We start from the raw sequence: 14,855 nt of genomic DNA on the forward strand, positions 1-14,855 counted from the left end.
GTCAGCTACACCTGTCTGTCATGACCGCAGACAGCAAAGGAACACCGGCGGAGGTGGCCGCCACCGACACGGGGACCGCCACCGACGTGGGGACCGCCGCCGATACCGGGGCCGCCACCGGTACCGGGAGTGCCGCCTACGCCGAGCTGGCCGCCGTCGGCCCTTACGGCGTGCGCCCCGGACATGCGCTGATCACCATGGTCGAACCGCATCCGGGGCACGAATACGCCTACAACCGCTGGTACGAGGACGACCACTACATCGCGGGCGCGATGGCGATGCCGTGGATGTTCGCCGGCCGCCGCTGGGTGGCCACCCGTGACCTGCAACTGCTGCGCCGCCCCGAGAAGTCCGCCGTGGCCCGGCCGGTCACGGCAGGCTGCTATCTCTCCACCTACTGGCTCACCGAAGGCCGTTACGACGAGCACATGAAGTGGACCGTCGGCATCAACCAACGCCTCAACCGGGACGGCCGGGTCTACCAGAGCCGTACGCACGTCTTCACGGCCTTCCAGGAGCAGGTGGCGACGGTCTACCGGGACGGTGCCGCCGGCCCCCGTGACTTCCATGCGCTGGACCACCCCTACGCCGGGCTGGTGCTGGAGGTGATCGACGCGGAGGGGCCGGAGCGCCGGGCCGAACTCGTCGAGTGGCTGTGTGCCCGCCACCTTCCCCGTCGGCTGGCGGGTTCACCGGCGGCGATGGCCCTTGTCTTCCGGCCGACGCCGCTGCCGGGGGACCGGATGTCCTATGTGGAGCAGGTCGCGGGTGTGGATACCCGGCTGACCCTCCTCTGGTTCCTCCAGGAGGACCCGCGCGACGGCTGGACGGCACACTTCGCCGGCCTGGAGGAGGAGGTCGCGGATGCGGGGCTGGGGCGGGTGGAGTTGGTGGCGCCGTTCATCCCGACCGTGCCCGGGACGGACCGGTACGTATCCGAACTGCGCTGAGCGGCTGCCGGTGGCCATGCGCGGCCGCGGGCTGCCCGCCGGCTCCCCCTCGGCTGCCCGCCGGGCAAGGGGCACGGGCAAGAGGCACGGGCAACGGACATGGGCACGGGCAGGGGCACGGGTAAGAGGCACGGGCATGGCCGAGCCCCCTCGGCCGGGACGGCGATCCAGTCGAGAGGGCTCGTATCTGCAGACTGCGGACGGTGACGGCTCAGGTCACGCCAGGTCGAACGCGCCACCGGCGACGTCCGACACAAAGCGGGTCCAGGAGGAGTTGCCGAACGTGAGACGCGGACCGTCGGGGTCCTTGGAGTCCCGCACTGCAATCGCGGTGACGGCGGGCACGGCGATTTCCACGCAGGCGCCATTGCCACCGGAGTACGAGGACTTGGTCCAGGAGAATGCGGAATTGGGCTGCACGGCCATGTTCACTCCAACTCACTCTGAGTTACCGCGGATTCGGTAGTGCTGACGCTACGCGCCAACATCACGAGCCGCAGAGGCCGTTCACCCGTCCGAATGGCATATTTCTTGATCCCTATTCACGGGGGCGGCCACAGGTGTACCGTGCCACCCTCTCCGCAGGAATGCCGGTTCCGTACTCTTTCTCCCCGGTGCGCCTCACCCCGCGGCATCCGCATGGGATTTCGCCGCCGCGGCGATGAACTCCCGGCTCTGCTCGGCACTCAAGGCCTGTGCGCGCAAATGCTCGTACATGATCGTGTACTTGTGCACATCGTTGGTCTTCTCCAGATAGAGGTCGCTGGTGACGCCCTCGATGTACACCACGCTGGAATCGGCGGCATCGTCGAATTCGAGGATGGAGAACGTTCCCGACATTCCGGCGTGCGCACCGGTGTCGTACGGCAGGATCTGGACCGTCACATGCGGCAATTGGCTCATCTCGACAAGATGGTCCAGTTGCTCGCGCATGATCAGGTGACTGCCGACCACCCGCCGCAGCGCGCTCTCGTCCAGTACCGCCCACAGTCGCAACGGGTGCTCGGAATCATTGATCCGGTCCTGGCGCCGCATCCGCACCTGAATGCGCTTCTCCAAATGGTCGGGCGCCAGCTCGGGGACCGTACCGGGAATGACCGCCTCGGCGTAGCCGGGCGTCTGCAGCAGACCGGGCACCAGCAGGGATTCGTACACCCGCAGCGAGGCGGCCTCGGTCTCCAGGCCGATGTAGACGCTGTACGGGATGTCGCCGAAGGCGTGCCACCACCCCTGTTGGCGTGAATCCTTGGCCATCTGCATCAGCGAATCCACGATGCGGTGGTCTTCGACTTCGTAGACCCCGCACAGATCGCGGACATCGCGCTGGCTGATGCTGCGACGCCCGTTCTCCAGTCTGCTGATCTTCGACTGCGAGACGAGCAGCCGGTCCGCCACCTCTTCTGCCGTCATGCCTTTGGTCTCTCGAAGCCTGCGCAGCTCCTGGCCCAATCGGCGTCGCCTGACGGTGGGGTTGACGTTGGACGCCACGCTAAGTGCACCTCCGGCTCCGTACTGCTGTTTTCTGGTCAGCAGACTGCCACCAACGGTCCACGCCGCGCTGGCAAATGGCTGGACAAGGTGGTCACGTTGGAAATTTGGGGCCGGAATCGGGAAAATGCGCCCGCGCAGGTGCGCGGGGTGGCGGGCCGGCCGTCGTCCAGAACGGCCGGCCCGCCACCCCGCGCTTCTTGCTGCGGCTCCCGAACGGGATCGTGGGGACTGCGGTGCGGTGGTGGTGCGTTGGTGTAGCGGTGGCGCGTGAGGCGCCGCCGGGTGTCTCACGGCGTCAGCGGGCGCCCACCCGGGCCATCCGGCCGTGGCCGTGCCGCGACTGGCCCGGCGCACCGGCCGGTTCCGCCGTGGCCCGGGCCGCCGGTTGCCGTACGGCTCCCGCGGCGGCGGCCTGCGGCCGCCGTGGTTGTACCGCGACGCCGTTCTGCACATCCATGACGGCGTGTGCGACCAGCCCGCCCATGGGGTCGTGCCGGATCAGATCCCGGAGACGGGAGCGTGATGAGCGCCCTTCGTTCCCTGGATACAGGTGCTTGCCGAGACCGACCGCATGGGCCAGCGCGGCGAGCGCCGCGGTCCGCGGGTCCGGGGGTACGCCGGTGCGGATCGCGTTGTCCAGCCGGGCCCTGATTTCCCGGCTGATGGCTGTCTCCGTCGCCTGGTAGCGCGTCGTCGGCAGCACCCCGCACATCTGTCCCGCCACGGCATGCACCATGCCGCACCGTTCCAGGTGCGTGAGGTAGGTCTGGCGCAGCCCCAGCCGGGGCCCGCCGATCCAGTGGACCGCGCGCACCGGACTGCCGCGTCGGCGCAGCAGTTCGAGCGCGGAGTCCAGAGTTGGATCTCCTGTCGGCCGTGCCATCACCACGGCGATACGATCCCCGTCTGGGGCTATCCGTCCTGCCAGAGCCAGCTCTACTAGCTGGGCCCCGGCCAGGCCGAGGTCGAGCGACTGCGGCTGCGCTGTGGTACCCGTCGTCGGGTCCAAAGCGAGCAGCAGAAGCTCCTCCGGAATTGTTCTGCGGCTCCTGCCCATCCATGCCTCCCCGCGTGGATGAATGACAGGGTGACCCCTCTCACATTCATCTGTCGAGGGTGCGTGGGGGGTTCGGTAGGGAACCGGTAGGTATGTCGTTCTCGTCTTGCACGTAGGCGACATCTTTCTGTGGGGTGCGGCGCCTACCGGTACGCGTGGCGGCGAGATGGTGCTGCGCATACACAGGACACTTGGAAACACTGGGCCAGGCAGGCAGTGCGACAAATGAAGGAGACATCGGTGGCGGGCGAGTCCCCCGACAAGTCGGACAAGAAGCAGTCGTCGGGGGAGACGGCGCGGAGCAAACGTGATCCGCGCCTGTCGGCCTTCCGCGGAGAGCCGGACAAGCCGGCGAAGAAGCAGGAAGCGGGGGCGGGGGAGGACTCACAGTCCGAGGACGCGCCGAAGGCCGCTGCCGGGACGAAGTCCGGGGCGGGGTCGAAGCCTGCGGCGAAGGCGAAGTCCGGGGTGAAGCCGGGGGCCGCTGCCGGAGGGAAGGCCGTGGAGTCGCCCGAGGCGGAGGCCGAGGGCTCGTCCGAGGCGCCGGAGGGCGGCGAAGCGGCTGAGGCTTCTGAGGCGCCTCAGGGTGCCGCTGAGGCCGGTGCGGCCGGGGAGGGTGGCGACGACCGCCTCCGCGCCGCTGTGGCCGCCTGGGTCGCCGGGACGGACGACGACGCCGAGGATGACGGCGACGGCGATGGCGGCGGCGATGGCGACGGCGACGCGTCTGCGCGGGAGAAGCCGGGGTCGGCGGACGACGCCAAGGCGGCCGATTCCGACGCAGCCGATTCCGAGGCGGCTGATTCCGGTGCGGCTGAGGCGTCCGGTGAGGGCGACGCTGCCGTGGACAAGGCCCCCGAGAGTGCCGCCGCAAAGCCGGAAGCAAAGTCGGCAGCAAAGTCGGCAGCGAAGCGGAAAGCGGAGCCGAAGGGTGCCGGCCGGTCGGATGCGACGGTCGGTGAGAAGGCTGCGGCCGCGTCGGACGGGAAGTCGGGCGGGAAGCCGGACGGGAAGGCTGCGGCGAAGGTCGAGTCCGAGTCGGAGGCTGGGTCGGGGCCCGAGTCGGAAGTCGAGGACGAGTCCGCTTCGCTGCCCCGGCAGGCCAAGGCCGTCGACCAGCCGACCGCTGTGTTCAAGACCGTCGGACCGCAGAAGGGCGGGTCCGCGAAGGCGGCCGACGCCGGGGGCGAGGGTAAGGGCGACGGCAAGGGCGACCGCAAGGATGCGGGCGACGGTGGCGACGAGGAGGGCGCCCAGGAGGCGCCGGCCGATAACGCGACCCGAGTGTTTTCCATTGCGAAGCTGAAGGGTGAGGGTGCGGCGGCCGAGCCCGTCGACCAGGCGACCACCGCGTTCAAGATCAACCCGCCTGCTCGGGACAAGGACGCGGCCAGGGGCAAGGACGCGGCCAAGGGCAAGCCCGGGAGCAGCGGCAAGACCGAGGCCAAGAGTGCTGCCGACGGCGAGAAGGACAGCGAGGCCAAGAAGGACAAGGACGGGGACGCCGGGCAGGACACCGGCGGCAAGAAGGACGCCGACACGGCGAAGGGCGCCGATGGCAAGGCCAAGGGCGCACCCGAGCGTGACTCGGAGCGGACCAGCCAGTTCGTGGCGCTGAAGTCGGACGACGGTACGTCGGGCAAGTCGCTGGGCAAGACGGCGCCCCGGACACCGGCCCGTACGCCCGGCAAGCCCGCGGACAAGTCCATCGACAAGCCCACGGACAAGTCCATCGACAAGCCCACGGACAAGGCCGGGGACAAGCCCGCCGGCAAGCCTGCGGGCGAGACCTCGGACAAGGCCGCCGGGAAGACGGCCGACAAGGCTGCGGAGAAGCCCGCGGAGAAGCCCGCGGAGAAGCCTGCGGCCAAGGCTCCCGGCGCGCTGCCCGCCGCCGCGCCCGCCAAGGCCGAGCCGGCCGCGCCGCCCAAGTCGGTCGGCCGGACGGGTGCGACGCCATCCGCCGCGGAGGCCACGGGCGCCGCCGCTCCCACCGCGCTGCCCGACTCGGAGCGGACCAAGCAGGAACCGCTGCCGCCGCTCGACCTCCTGGCGCAGCTCACCAACACCCCGCCGCCGCCCGAGACCCCGCTGCGCACGGTCGTCCGCCGCTTCAAGATCTGGACCCCGCTGGCGGTGCTGCTGGTGATCATCTTCGTGGTCGCCCAGGCGGTGCGCCCGCTGCCCAACCCGACGCTCACCCTGGGCGACGCCGCATCCTCGTTCACCTTCGAGGGCGGCAAGCTCGCCATCCCGTGGCCCGCGCACGGGCAGGCGGCGGTCAAGGTGGTGGGCTCCGGGGACCTGGGGACGTTCGGCGAGCAGAAGCCGGTGCCCACCGCGAGCGTTGCCAAGATCATGACGGCCTATGTCATCCTCCGGGACCACCCGCTCAAGAAGGGTGAGAAGGGCCCGCAGATCGAGGTCGACGACAAGGCGGTGGCCGAGGGCGGCTCCCGGAGCGAGTCCCGGATCGAGGGGCTCAGGGCAGGGCAGAAGTTCAGCGAGCAGGACATGCTCAAGATGCTGATGATCCCGTCCGGCAACAACATCGCCCGGCTGCTCGCCCGTTGGGACACCAAGTCCGACACCGAGGCAGCGTTCGTCAAGAAGATGAACGCCGCCGCCAAGGGCCTGGGCATGAAGAACTCCACCTACACCGACCCCAGCGGCCTGGACCCCAAGACCGTCAGCACCGCCGTCGACCAGCTCAAGCTGGCCGAGGCCGTGATGAAGTTCGACGCCTTCCGGCCGATCGTCGCCACGACCAACGCCGACATCCCGGGCCTGCCGGAGCGGATCAACAGCAACATCGACAACCTGCTGCTGGCCGGGCTGAGCATCAAGGGCATCAAGACCGGCTCCAGTACGGCGGCCGGCGGCACGCTGTCCTGGGCGGCCTACAAGACCGTGGACGGCAAGGACCAGCTGATACTGGGCACGATGATGGACCAGCACTTCAAGGGCCAGGACCCCAACGGCTCCAACAGCCTCACCCTGGTCAAGGACAACAGCCGGAAGGTCATCGAGGCCGTACGCAACGCGCTGACCTCGGCCACGGCGGTGAAGAAGGGGCAGGTCGTCGGGTATGTCGACGACGGCCTGAACGGGCGCACGCCGGTCGTTGCCACCAAGGACCTGAAGGCGGTCGGGGCCCCGGGCCAGAAGCTGGAGTTGAGCGTCGGTGACGGGGGCAAGACCGTCCCGCACACCGCGAAGGCCGGTACCGAGGTCGGTGTGCTGACCGTCGGCAACGGCGAGCGCAGCCAGAAGGTCCCGGTCGCCCTGCAGCAGGACCTCGTCGAGCCGTCCTTCGGAGCGAAGCTGATCCGCATTACCTGAGCGGGCCGGGGGCTGCGGGCGTCCGGCCCGCGGTCCCCGGTTCACCGCCCGCGGTCCCCGGGTTCACGGCACGCGGTCCCCGGTCCCCGGTTCACGGCATGCGGCCCTGGGGTCACCGCCCGCGGCCCCGGATCACCGCACGCAGCCCCTGGTTCACCGGCCCCGCCGGGTTCCAGGGGCCTGATCCCCTCATGTCCCGCGGCCACCGCGTGCGTTCCTTCCCCGGTCGCTGCCCGTGGCCGCCGCCCCGCTCGCCCGTCTGGTCGCCCACCGGCCGCCCGCTCTATCGTGAGCCTGCCTTTCTGACTGTCTGTCCGTCCGTCCCGTGCGTGACCGGAGTCCGTCATCGACGTAGCGCAAGCACAGAAGACATCCGCGTCCGCCGCGTCCGCCGCGGCCGCCCGCGGTGCGTGGGTGGCGCAGGGCGCGGTGGTGCTGGTGCCCTCCGGACTGATGCTGTTCCTGGGGGCGTGGGGCATCCGCCGGCAGGGCGCCATATGGCGCGACGAGGCGGTCACCTACGACATGGCGCACCGCAGCCTGGCCGAGCTGTGGCCCACGCTCCAGCATGCCGACGTCGTCCACGGCCTGTACTACGCGCTGATGCACAGCTGGTTCCTGGTCTACGACGCCACCCTCGGCGAGGCGCTCGGCGCCGCCATCGGCCTGCGGCTGCCGTCCGTGGCCGCGATGACGGCCGCGGCCGCGGGGGTCGCCCTGCTGGGGCAGCGCCTGGTCGGCCGGCGGGCGGGGCTGCTCGCCGGCCTCACCTTCGCGCTGATCCCCGTCGTGCAGCAGTACGCGCAGGAGGGCCGCTCGTATGCGATGGTCTGCGCGCTGGTCGTCTGGGCCGGCTATCTGCTGGTAGTGGCCGCCGACCGCCCGCGCCGGAATCTGTGGCTCGGCTACACCGCGCTGATGCTGTGCGCCTGCCTGCTGCACGAGTTCGCCTCGCTGGCGCTGCCCGCGCACGGCGCCGCGGTGGTCCTGGCGCGGCTGCCCCGCCGGGTGCTGCGCGCCTGGCTGCTCTCCTCGGTCACCGTCCTCGCCGGGCTGGCCCCGCTCGCGGTGTTCAGCACCCGGCAGTCCGCGCAGATCAGCTGGCTGATGTGGCCGGACCCCGTCCAACTGCTGACCTTCGCGGTGCTGGCGGTCCTCGGCATCGCCTGCGCCCGCGTCCCGGTCCGCTCCCGGGGCCCGATCGGACTACGCGCCCTCGGCGTCCCCCTGCTGCTCCTGCCCACGCTCCTCCTGCTGCTCCTCTCCCATGTCGAACCGGCGTACGTGGACCGCTACGTCCTGTACTACGTCGTCGGGTTCGCGCTGCTCGCGGGCGCCGCACTGGCGCGGCTGCTGCGGCCGGCCGGTGAACAGGGCCAGACCCGGGGCCGGCTGCTGCGCCGGACGTCGGCGGTGGTGCTGGTCCTGGTGGCGCTGCTGCCCGTCAACGTCCATCTGCGCAGCCCGGACAGCCGGGTCGACGATGTCACCGCGATTGCGCACGCCGTACGCGAGGTGGCCGAGCCCGGCGACGGCCTGTTGTTCATGCCGTCCCGCAGGCGGATCTGGCGGGCGACCCTGCCGGACGACTTCCGGGGGCTGCGCGATCTCGCCCAAGCCAAGAGCCCGCCGGCCTCACACACCCTCTACGGCACCGAGCGGTCCGGCGAGGCGATCCACGACCGGATGCTCGCCGTCCGCCGGATCGTCGTCGCCGGCGACCCCGACGGCCAGCCGGCCGATGACAACGACCAGGAGATCGCCAAACGGTCCACGCTGCGCACCGCGTTCGAGATCTGCCGCACGCTGCAGGTCAGGGGCGCCCGGATCACGGTGTACGCGCGGCCGGGGGCGTGCGGGCGTTGAGCCCTTTCGTGGGCCGGGGCCGGGGCCGGGGCCGGGGCCGGGGGTTGGGGGCGAGGGTTGGGGCCGAGGGTTGGGGCCGGTGGTGGCGGATGCCGGCCGTGAGCCGTGAGCCGTGAGCCGTGAGCCGTCAGCCGTCAGCCGTCGGGCCGTCAATGGGCCCGTCAGGCCGTCAAGGGCCCCAAAGGTCCGCAGGGTGCCGAGGGCCCCCAGGGGCGCGCAGGAAACGACGGTCGCTGTCCTGGACGCGCGCGTACGGTCCTGCCGCCCGCAGTGCCACGTCCAGTACGGCCGCCGGGTCTGCGGCGTAACAGTGCGCGAAGTACGGCATATTGGCCTCCACCACGGCCCATCCGCCCCCGTCCAGCCGCCCCACGTCGACCGCCGCCGCACTCGGCAGCGGGGCGAGTGCCGGCAGCCGGGCGGCGAAGGCGCGGACGTCCGGGGCATACGGGTCGTCGCGCAGCGGCGCGGGGTCCAGGAGGCCGTGGACGGCGTAGCGGGTGGCGGTGACCAGGGCGCCGTCCAGGAGGAACAGCCGGTACTCGGCGACGAAGGAGACGACCTCCGAGACGAGCACCGGAGTCTGCGGGGCGGCCGGCGGCAGTTGCGCCCCGGAGGCCACCACGCCCGGCGGGAAGGACTTGTCGCTCGGCGGTTTGACGAAGAACGGCCCGGTACGCCGTGACGCTTCCCCGTGTGTCGTCAACTCGACCTTGCGAAGGGTGAGTTGAGGTGGAAGCCGGGCCAGCCAGTCGTCCGGAGGGTCCAGCAGACCCAGTCGCAGTGGTCCGGCGATGCGGTCGGCGGTGCGCGGTCCGCCGTACCAGTGCACCGCCCGCCCGGCCAGCGCGCACAGGGTGTCCGGCCCGGTCAAGGTCACCGTTTCGAGGCCGCGCCGGGCGGCCGCCGCGTTCAGCAGCCCGGCGGTGCTGGTGCGCTGTGCCGAGGTCAGCAGGACGGGAGCGGTGCGGCCGCAGCGCTGGGTCGCTGTCATGACTCCTGCGGCGGGCGGAAGCTGCGGACGAGCTCGATACGCCCGACGATATGCCGGTTGAACTCCTCCAACTCCTCCGCGGGAACCCACAGTTCGAGGATCGTCTCGCCGCCCGCCTGCCGTACCGGATAGCGCTCGGCGAAGTCCGCCTCGATCTCGAAGCGGGTGACATGGCCGACTCCGGAGGCCGGCACATTCCAGTCGCGGGCGATCCGTATCGCGTAGTCCTCGTTGAGTACGGGATAGAAGATCGGCTGGTCGGGCAGGCGCGGCGGCCAGGCGCGCCAGCCGGAGGCCTCGACCAGGGCGAGCTCCTCGGGGCCGGTGGGGCGCCAGAGGGTGCGGGTGGCGGGCGCGGTCCCGTCCGGGTGCGGCGTTTCCTTCATGTTCGAACGGTACGGGGGAGGGGAGGGCGGAACATCGGAATTTCGGGGCTCGGGCGCGAGCGGCTCGGGCATAGGCGGCGCGGCCGCGGGCGGCTCGGGCGCAAGCGGCGCGGGCGCGGGTTGTTCGGGCGCAAGCGGCGCGGGCGCGGGTTGTTCGGGTACGGGTTTTTCGGGTCTGGGTTGTTCGGATCCGCCCCCTCACATCAGATCGGCTGCCGCCCCGTTGATCTCCAGCAGGTCCCGCAGCTCCGTCGCTCCGTCCGGGGTGAGGCACACGGCCCGGCCGCTGCCGATCCGGCGGACCCGGCGCCGGTCCAGCAGCCGGTCGCAGAGCCGGGCGCCGACCGTGGCCGCGAGATGGGCCCGGCGCTCGGTCCAGTCAAGGCAGCCACGGACCCGGGGCCGCCGCCCCGTGCGCAGCATGGCCGGCTCCTCGATCCCCAGGCCGTCGGTGAGCCACTCCCGCCCGGCGTCGGTGAGCGCGAACCCGCCGTCCTGGTCGAGCAGCCCCCGCGCGGTCATGGCGTCGGTGATCGTCACGCCGAGCCGGCCCGCCGGGTGGCCGTCACGGGTGCGGCCCCGGGCGAGCGCGGCCCCGGGCGAGCGCGGCGGAGGCGCTCACCGCACGCAGCCCGCGGGGCCGCTCGGCCGGCGGATCGAGATGTGCGATCAGGGGCTCCAGCAGCTCGGCGACGCGCGGACCGGCGAGCTGGACGTAACGGTGGCGGCCCTGGTGGCGCTCCACCAGCAGCCCGCCGTCGGTGAGCCGGGTCAGCTGCTCGCTCGCCGTCGAGGGGGCGACGTGCGCATACGCGGCCGGCTCGCCGGCCGTCCAGGCCCGGCCGTCGAGCAGGGCCAGGCAGATGGACGCCCGGTCCGGCCCACGAGCAGGGCGGCCAGCCGTGCGAGCTCGGAGCTGTACGCCGGAGTGGTCATGACTCCATTGTCCGCCGCGAGTCTTCGGCGCCTACCGAAGGGACTCCGGCCTACGGTGCCCATATGAGTACCTCCCCGGAGTACGCCACCTTCCACTTCCATGCGCTGCACCATGCCGACCAGCCGCTGCTGCTGCCCAACGCCTGGGATGTCATCTCGGCCGTCGCGCTCGCCGGGGCCGGATATGCGGCGGTCGGCACCACGAGCCTGGGCGTCGCCGCGGCCCATGGCTATCCGGACGGGCGCGGGCTCGCCGAGGCCCGGGACGCGACGCTGGCCCTGGCGCTGCGGCTCAATGGCCGGCTGGCCTGCCCGTACACGGTCGATGTGGAGGGCGGATTCGGCGGCGACCCCGGACAAGTGGGGGACCTGGCCGCCGAGTTGGCGGAGGCCGGGGCCGCCGGGCTGAACCTGGAGGACGGGCTGCCCGGCGGCGAGGGGCTGCAGGACCCGGTACGCCAGGCCGAATTGCTCAGCGCGGTAAAGGAGCGGGCGCCGGGCCTGTTCCTCAACGCCCGGATCGACACCCACTGGCTGACGGACAGCCCGCCGCCGCTGTCGGTGACGCTCGCGCGCGCCGAGAGCTATCTGGCGGCGGGCGCGGACGGCATCTTCGTGCCGGGCGTCATCGCCGACGAGGAGGTGTCGGTTCTGGTCGCCGAGATCCCCGCGCCGCTGAACATCCTCTTCGCTCCCGGACGGCACACCGTCAGCCGCTTGGCGGACCTCGGCGTACGCCGCATCAGCACCGGTTCGCTGCTGTTCCGTACGGCGCTGCAGGCCACACTCGCGGCGGCGGACGCGATCCGTACGGGCCAACGGCCCACGGATGCGGCCGGGGCGGGCGGCGAGGTGCTGGGCTACGAGGAGGTGCAGCGGTTGGTGGGGGAGGAGTAGCCGGGCGGAGGGGGCCAAAGCTGCCGGACCGGGGAGTCGGCCGCCCCCGCGAGGTGCGGTGCCCGGCTTCGCGGGCCCACGGAGATCGGAGAGGTGGCCGTGGGGGCACCTCCAGGTGCCCCCGGAACTCCTGGGGCAGCTCTAGGCCTGGCGTCCCCGGCTGCCGTGGCGTCGACGGTGCACGGCGAGCACCGCGCCGGCCACGCCCAGCGCACCCGCACCGCCTATCACTCCGGCCTTGGGCAGATGACCGGCCTTCTCGGCCAGTCCGGCCAGCCCGTTGTCGGGCAGCATGATCGATTTCCGGCTCTCCGTGGGCGCGGTGGAGTCGGCGGCGAAGGCGGCACCCGCGGGAAGCAGGAGAACGGCCAGCGCACCGGTCGCGACGGTGGCGGTACGGATCACGGAGCGGTGCTGGGCCCGCATGGGTACTCCTCGTCGTGGGCGGCTCGTGCCGCCGTAGGGGCATGGTGACTAAGGAGCACGCTACGGAGCGTCCTTAACGGTAATCCGTACGTTGTGTAACAGTCGCCGAGATCTCTGGGAGCGGTCGTGTGAAGGAACACCCGCCCGGTGGGGCAAAGGCGCCGAAAGCCGCCGGAATGGCCGATCCAAAGATTCCGTACGCCGTCGTCTTGGATAGCTTGGTGTCAGGTTACGTCCTTATATATGGCGTTTTCTGTGCGAGTGATCACGTCGGGTGATCGGCTCCACGGGGCGTTCCGTGCGGCGGGCAGGGCCGCGCAGCGGCAAGGCGCGCGGCGGCAAGGCGCGCGGCGGCAAGGCGCGCGGCGGCAAGGCGCGCGGCGGCAAGGCGCGAAGGCGCGAAGGCGGTGGCGACGATATGCGACGGCTGCGACCCGGCACGGCGCTCACCCCCCGCTCCGCCCGCTCCCCCTCCTTCGCCCGCTCTGCCCGGTCCCCTCTCTTTGCCCGCTCTGCTCACCCCGCCCTCTCCGGCCGTTCCCCCCTCTCCGTCCGCTCCCCCCTCTCCCCCCTCTCCGTCCTCGCCGGCCTCACCGCACTTGCCTCGCTCGCCCTCCTGGTGACGGGATGCGCGGGCGTGGAGGGGCTGCAGAGCGAGGGGCGAGCCCGGGATGTGGATGCGCCGCTGGTGCTGTGGCCGGACTATTCGCCCGCCCCGCCCAGCCGTGACGAGAATCCGGCGGCCCTGGTGCCCGTACGGCACGTCCCGCGGATCCCCAGCGGCACCATGGCGGACGCGAACGCGCTCGCCGTCCTCGACGCGGACATCGCCGCGCAGGGCGGGAAGCCGCCCGCCCCCAAGGCGGTACGCCGTCCCGAGCTGCACGACCTCACCGGCGACGGCAGACCGGACCTGCTCATGGCCGTCAACCTCACCCCTCGCGACAGCGAGCTGCGGGTGTACAGCGTCCGGGACGCGGTGGTGACCCGGGTGCTCGTGCTGCGCGGTGTGCTGGCCGGCGTCGAGCTGGCGGCCGGCCATCTCGCCATCCGCGAGCCCACCAAGGATCCCCGCTACGTCAGCGTCACCGACTATCTCTGGGACGGCGATTCGATGAGCCTGTGGAACCTCACGCTCGATGACGCCCGCACCTCCCAGACCCCGCAGGCCGGCGGCGGCAGCCCATGAAACGCCTGGCGGTCTCCCTCCGCTGGAAGATCGCGCTGACCGTGATGGCGGTGAGCTGCGCGGTCGCCGCCGTCCTCGGGGCCCTCGTCCACAATGCGGTGGCCCGCCAGACCGTCGGCCAGGTCCGCAAGGAGACCAGCGCAAACCTCGGCACCGCCCTGGACCTCTTCGAGTACGGCACCTCACGCGAGGGCCTCAACTCCCTCCTCGACCCGCCCCAACTACCCGCCGAGCTGCGCCGGTTGGCGCACTCCGGCCAACACGGCACCATGGTGGGCTCGTACCGCGGCCGCCTCGTCATGTGGGCGGCGGCGCCGGCCGACAGCCACGTCATGGCCGTCTGGTCGCCCTACGGCAATACTCGCCGCTCCCTTGAGATACTCGACACCGCCATCCTCGGCTCTGCCGCGCTCGCCGCCGCGGCCGTCGCCCTCGCCGGACTGTTCCTGGCCCAGCGCATCAGCCGGCGGCTGGCCACCACGGCGGCGGTCGCGCGCCGTATCACTGCCGGAGACCTGGATGCCCGGGTCGGCAACGGTGCAGATCAGGCGCCGGGCGGCGGCTCGGCCGGGCAGGACGAGGTGGCGGCGGTGGCCGCGGCGCTGGACTCGGTGGCGGGCTCCCTGCAGAGCCGGCTCCAGGCGGAACAGCGCTTCACCGCCGATGTCGCACATGAGCTCCGTACGCCGCTCACCGGCATCCTCGCCTCGGCCGAGCTGCTGCCGGAGGGCCGCCCCAAGGAAATGATCAACGACCGGCTGCGGGCGCTGCACCGCCTCACCGAGGACCTGCTGGAGATCTCCCGGCTGGACTCCGGCACCGAGCGCGCCGACCTCGACGCCTATGACCTCGGGACGCTGGTCGAAAGCTCCGTACGCGCCACCGGCCTGGACACCGTCGTGCGGACCGCCGCCGACAGGGTGGTCGAGACCGACCGCCGCCGGCTCGACCGTATCGTCGCCAACCTCGTCATCAATGCACACCGGCACGGCAAGCCCCCGGTCATCGTCACCGTCGACGCCCCGCCCGGCGCCCCGGCGACCATCGAGGTACGCGATCACGGTCCGGGTTACTCCGCCGACCTGCTGGATCACGGACCGCAGCGCTTCCGCACCGATGCCCCGGGCCGCGGGAAGGGCCACGGCCTGGGCCTGACCATCGCCGTCGGCCAGTCCGGCGTCCTGGGCATCGACATCCGTTTCGCCAATGCGCCCGACGGAGGCGCCCGCACGATCCTCCGGCTGCCTGCTGCCGCCGGCCGTGTTCCCTGACCCGCCCCCCCGCACCGGTGGGCGCATTCCAGGGGGCGGGCCGTTCAGCT

General features: G+C 71.7%; 12 protein-coding genes and 1 pseudogene. 6 read left to right on the plus strand and 7 right to left on the minus strand.

Translation table 11 applies throughout. The features are described 5' to 3' along the window. Positions 1-20 precede the first annotated feature (20 nt). Positions 21-950, plus strand: a complete 930-nt coding sequence (locus ACF088_RS37035) for a hypothetical protein (protein WP_392380329.1) — start codon at positions 21-23, stop codon at positions 948-950. A 216-nt stretch (positions 951-1,166) separates the two neighbouring features. Here ACF088_RS37035 and ACF088_RS37040 read toward each other — a convergent pair whose 3' ends face one another. The 3 genes from ACF088_RS37040 to ACF088_RS37050 form a co-directional block, all read right to left on the minus strand. Beyond that, positions 1,167-1,376: a DUF397 domain-containing protein gene (locus ACF088_RS37040; RefSeq protein WP_392380330.1), complete on the minus strand. Its 210-nt coding sequence runs from the start codon at positions 1,374-1,376 to the stop codon at positions 1,167-1,169. Between the two features lie 195 nt (positions 1,377-1,571). Then, on the minus strand, positions 1,572-2,438 hold the full coding sequence (locus ACF088_RS37045; protein WP_392380332.1) for a helix-turn-helix domain-containing protein: 867 nt from the start codon (positions 2,436-2,438) through the stop codon (positions 1,572-1,574). Positions 2,439-2,736: 298 nt separating this feature from the next. Next, positions 2,737-3,498: a GPP34 family phosphoprotein gene (locus tag ACF088_RS37050; protein WP_392380333.1), complete on the minus strand. Its 762-nt coding sequence runs from the start codon at positions 3,496-3,498 to the stop codon at positions 2,737-2,739. 225 nt (positions 3,499-3,723) lie between these two features. Here ACF088_RS37050 and ACF088_RS37055 point away from each other — a divergent pair, with 225 nt between their 5' ends. Then, on the plus strand, positions 3,724-6,840 hold the full coding sequence (locus ACF088_RS37055; protein WP_392380334.1) for a D-alanyl-D-alanine carboxypeptidase: 3,117 nt from the start codon (positions 3,724-3,726) through the stop codon (positions 6,838-6,840). A 453-nt stretch (positions 6,841-7,293) separates the two neighbouring features. After that, the gene (locus ACF088_RS37060) at positions 7,294-8,706 is read left to right on the plus strand and encodes a glycosyltransferase family 39 protein (protein WP_392380387.1); all 1,413 of its coding nucleotides are present in this window, start codon (positions 7,294-7,296) and stop codon (positions 8,704-8,706) included. A 169-nt stretch (positions 8,707-8,875) separates the two neighbouring features. Here the strand turns inward: ACF088_RS37060 and ACF088_RS37065 are convergent, their stop codons facing one another. The 3 genes and pseudogenes from ACF088_RS37065 to ACF088_RS37075 all read right to left on the minus strand — a co-directional run bounded on the left by ACF088_RS37065 (position 8,876) and on the right by ACF088_RS37075 (position 11,022). Continuing rightward, positions 8,876-9,700, minus strand: a complete 825-nt coding sequence (locus ACF088_RS37065; RefSeq protein WP_392380336.1) for an ATP-grasp domain-containing protein — start codon at positions 9,698-9,700, stop codon at positions 8,876-8,878. After that, positions 9,697-10,086 carry an ADP-ribosylation/crystallin J1 gene (locus ACF088_RS37070; RefSeq protein ID WP_392380338.1) on the minus strand — a complete coding sequence of 130 codons (390 nt, stop codon included), beginning with the start codon at positions 10,084-10,086 and terminating at the stop codon, positions 9,697-9,699. The genes ACF088_RS37065 and ACF088_RS37070 overlap by 4 nt, the downstream gene beginning before the upstream one ends. Before the next feature lie 198 nt (positions 10,087-10,284). After that, positions 10,285-11,022: pseudogene (locus ACF088_RS37075) on the minus strand (ArsR/SmtB family transcription factor). 63 nt (positions 11,023-11,085) lie between these two features. Here ACF088_RS37075 and ACF088_RS37080 point away from each other — a divergent pair. After that, on the plus strand, positions 11,086-11,919 hold the full coding sequence (locus ACF088_RS37080) for an isocitrate lyase/phosphoenolpyruvate mutase family protein (protein ID WP_392380339.1): 834 nt from the start codon (positions 11,086-11,088) through the stop codon (positions 11,917-11,919). Between the two features lie 141 nt (positions 11,920-12,060). On the opposite strand, the gene ACF088_RS37085 is transcribed toward ACF088_RS37080, so the two are convergent. Further along, positions 12,061-12,345: a hypothetical protein gene (locus ACF088_RS37085; protein WP_392380341.1), complete on the minus strand. Its 285-nt coding sequence runs from the start codon at positions 12,343-12,345 to the stop codon at positions 12,061-12,063. A 298-nt stretch (positions 12,346-12,643) separates the two neighbouring features. On the opposite strand from ACF088_RS37085, the gene ACF088_RS37090 reads away from it, so the two are divergent. Continuing rightward, the gene (locus ACF088_RS37090; protein ID WP_392380342.1) at positions 12,644-13,534 is read left to right on the plus strand and encodes a hypothetical protein; all 891 of its coding nucleotides are present in this window, start codon (positions 12,644-12,646) and stop codon (positions 13,532-13,534) included. Beyond that, positions 13,531-14,805, plus strand: a complete 1,275-nt coding sequence (locus ACF088_RS37095; RefSeq protein WP_392380343.1) for a sensor histidine kinase — start codon at positions 13,531-13,533, stop codon at positions 14,803-14,805. The genes ACF088_RS37090 and ACF088_RS37095 overlap by 4 nt, the downstream gene beginning before the upstream one ends. Positions 14,806-14,855 lie beyond the last annotated feature (50 nt).

Source organism: Streptomyces sp. NPDC015125, assembly GCF_043080045.1.
Lineage (GTDB): Bacteria > Actinomycetota > Actinomycetes > Streptomycetales > Streptomycetaceae > Streptomyces.

Excerpts from the sequence above, each read along its gene's own strand:
- ACF088_RS37050 (WP_392380333.1), bottom strand. The coding sequence starts at position 3,498 with ATGGGCAGGAGCCGCAGAACAATTCCGGAGGAGCTTCTGCTGCTCGCT.
- ACF088_RS37070 (WP_392380338.1), bottom strand. The coding sequence starts at position 10,086 with ATGAAGGAAACGCCGCACCCGGACGGGACCGCGCCCGCCACCCGCACC.
- ACF088_RS37065 (WP_392380336.1), bottom strand. The coding sequence starts at position 9,700 with ATGACAGCGACCCAGCGCTGCGGCCGCACCGCTCCCGTCCTGCTGACC.
- ACF088_RS37035 (WP_392380329.1), top strand. The coding sequence starts at position 21 with ATGACCGCAGACAGCAAAGGAACACCGGCGGAGGTGGCCGCCACCGAC.
- ACF088_RS37080 (WP_392380339.1), top strand. The coding sequence starts at position 11,086 with ATGAGTACCTCCCCGGAGTACGCCACCTTCCACTTCCATGCGCTGCAC.
- ACF088_RS37040 (WP_392380330.1), bottom strand. The coding sequence starts at position 1,376 with ATGGCCGTGCAGCCCAATTCCGCATTCTCCTGGACCAAGTCCTCGTAC.
- ACF088_RS37055 (WP_392380334.1), top strand. The coding sequence starts at position 3,724 with ATGAAGGAGACATCGGTGGCGGGCGAGTCCCCCGACAAGTCGGACAAG.
- ACF088_RS37060 (WP_392380387.1), top strand. The coding sequence starts at position 7,294 with ATGCTGTTCCTGGGGGCGTGGGGCATCCGCCGGCAGGGCGCCATATGG.
- ACF088_RS37085 (WP_392380341.1), bottom strand. The coding sequence starts at position 12,345 with ATGCGGGCCCAGCACCGCTCCGTGATCCGTACCGCCACCGTCGCGACC.
- ACF088_RS37095 (WP_392380343.1), top strand. The coding sequence starts at position 13,531 with ATGAAACGCCTGGCGGTCTCCCTCCGCTGGAAGATCGCGCTGACCGTG.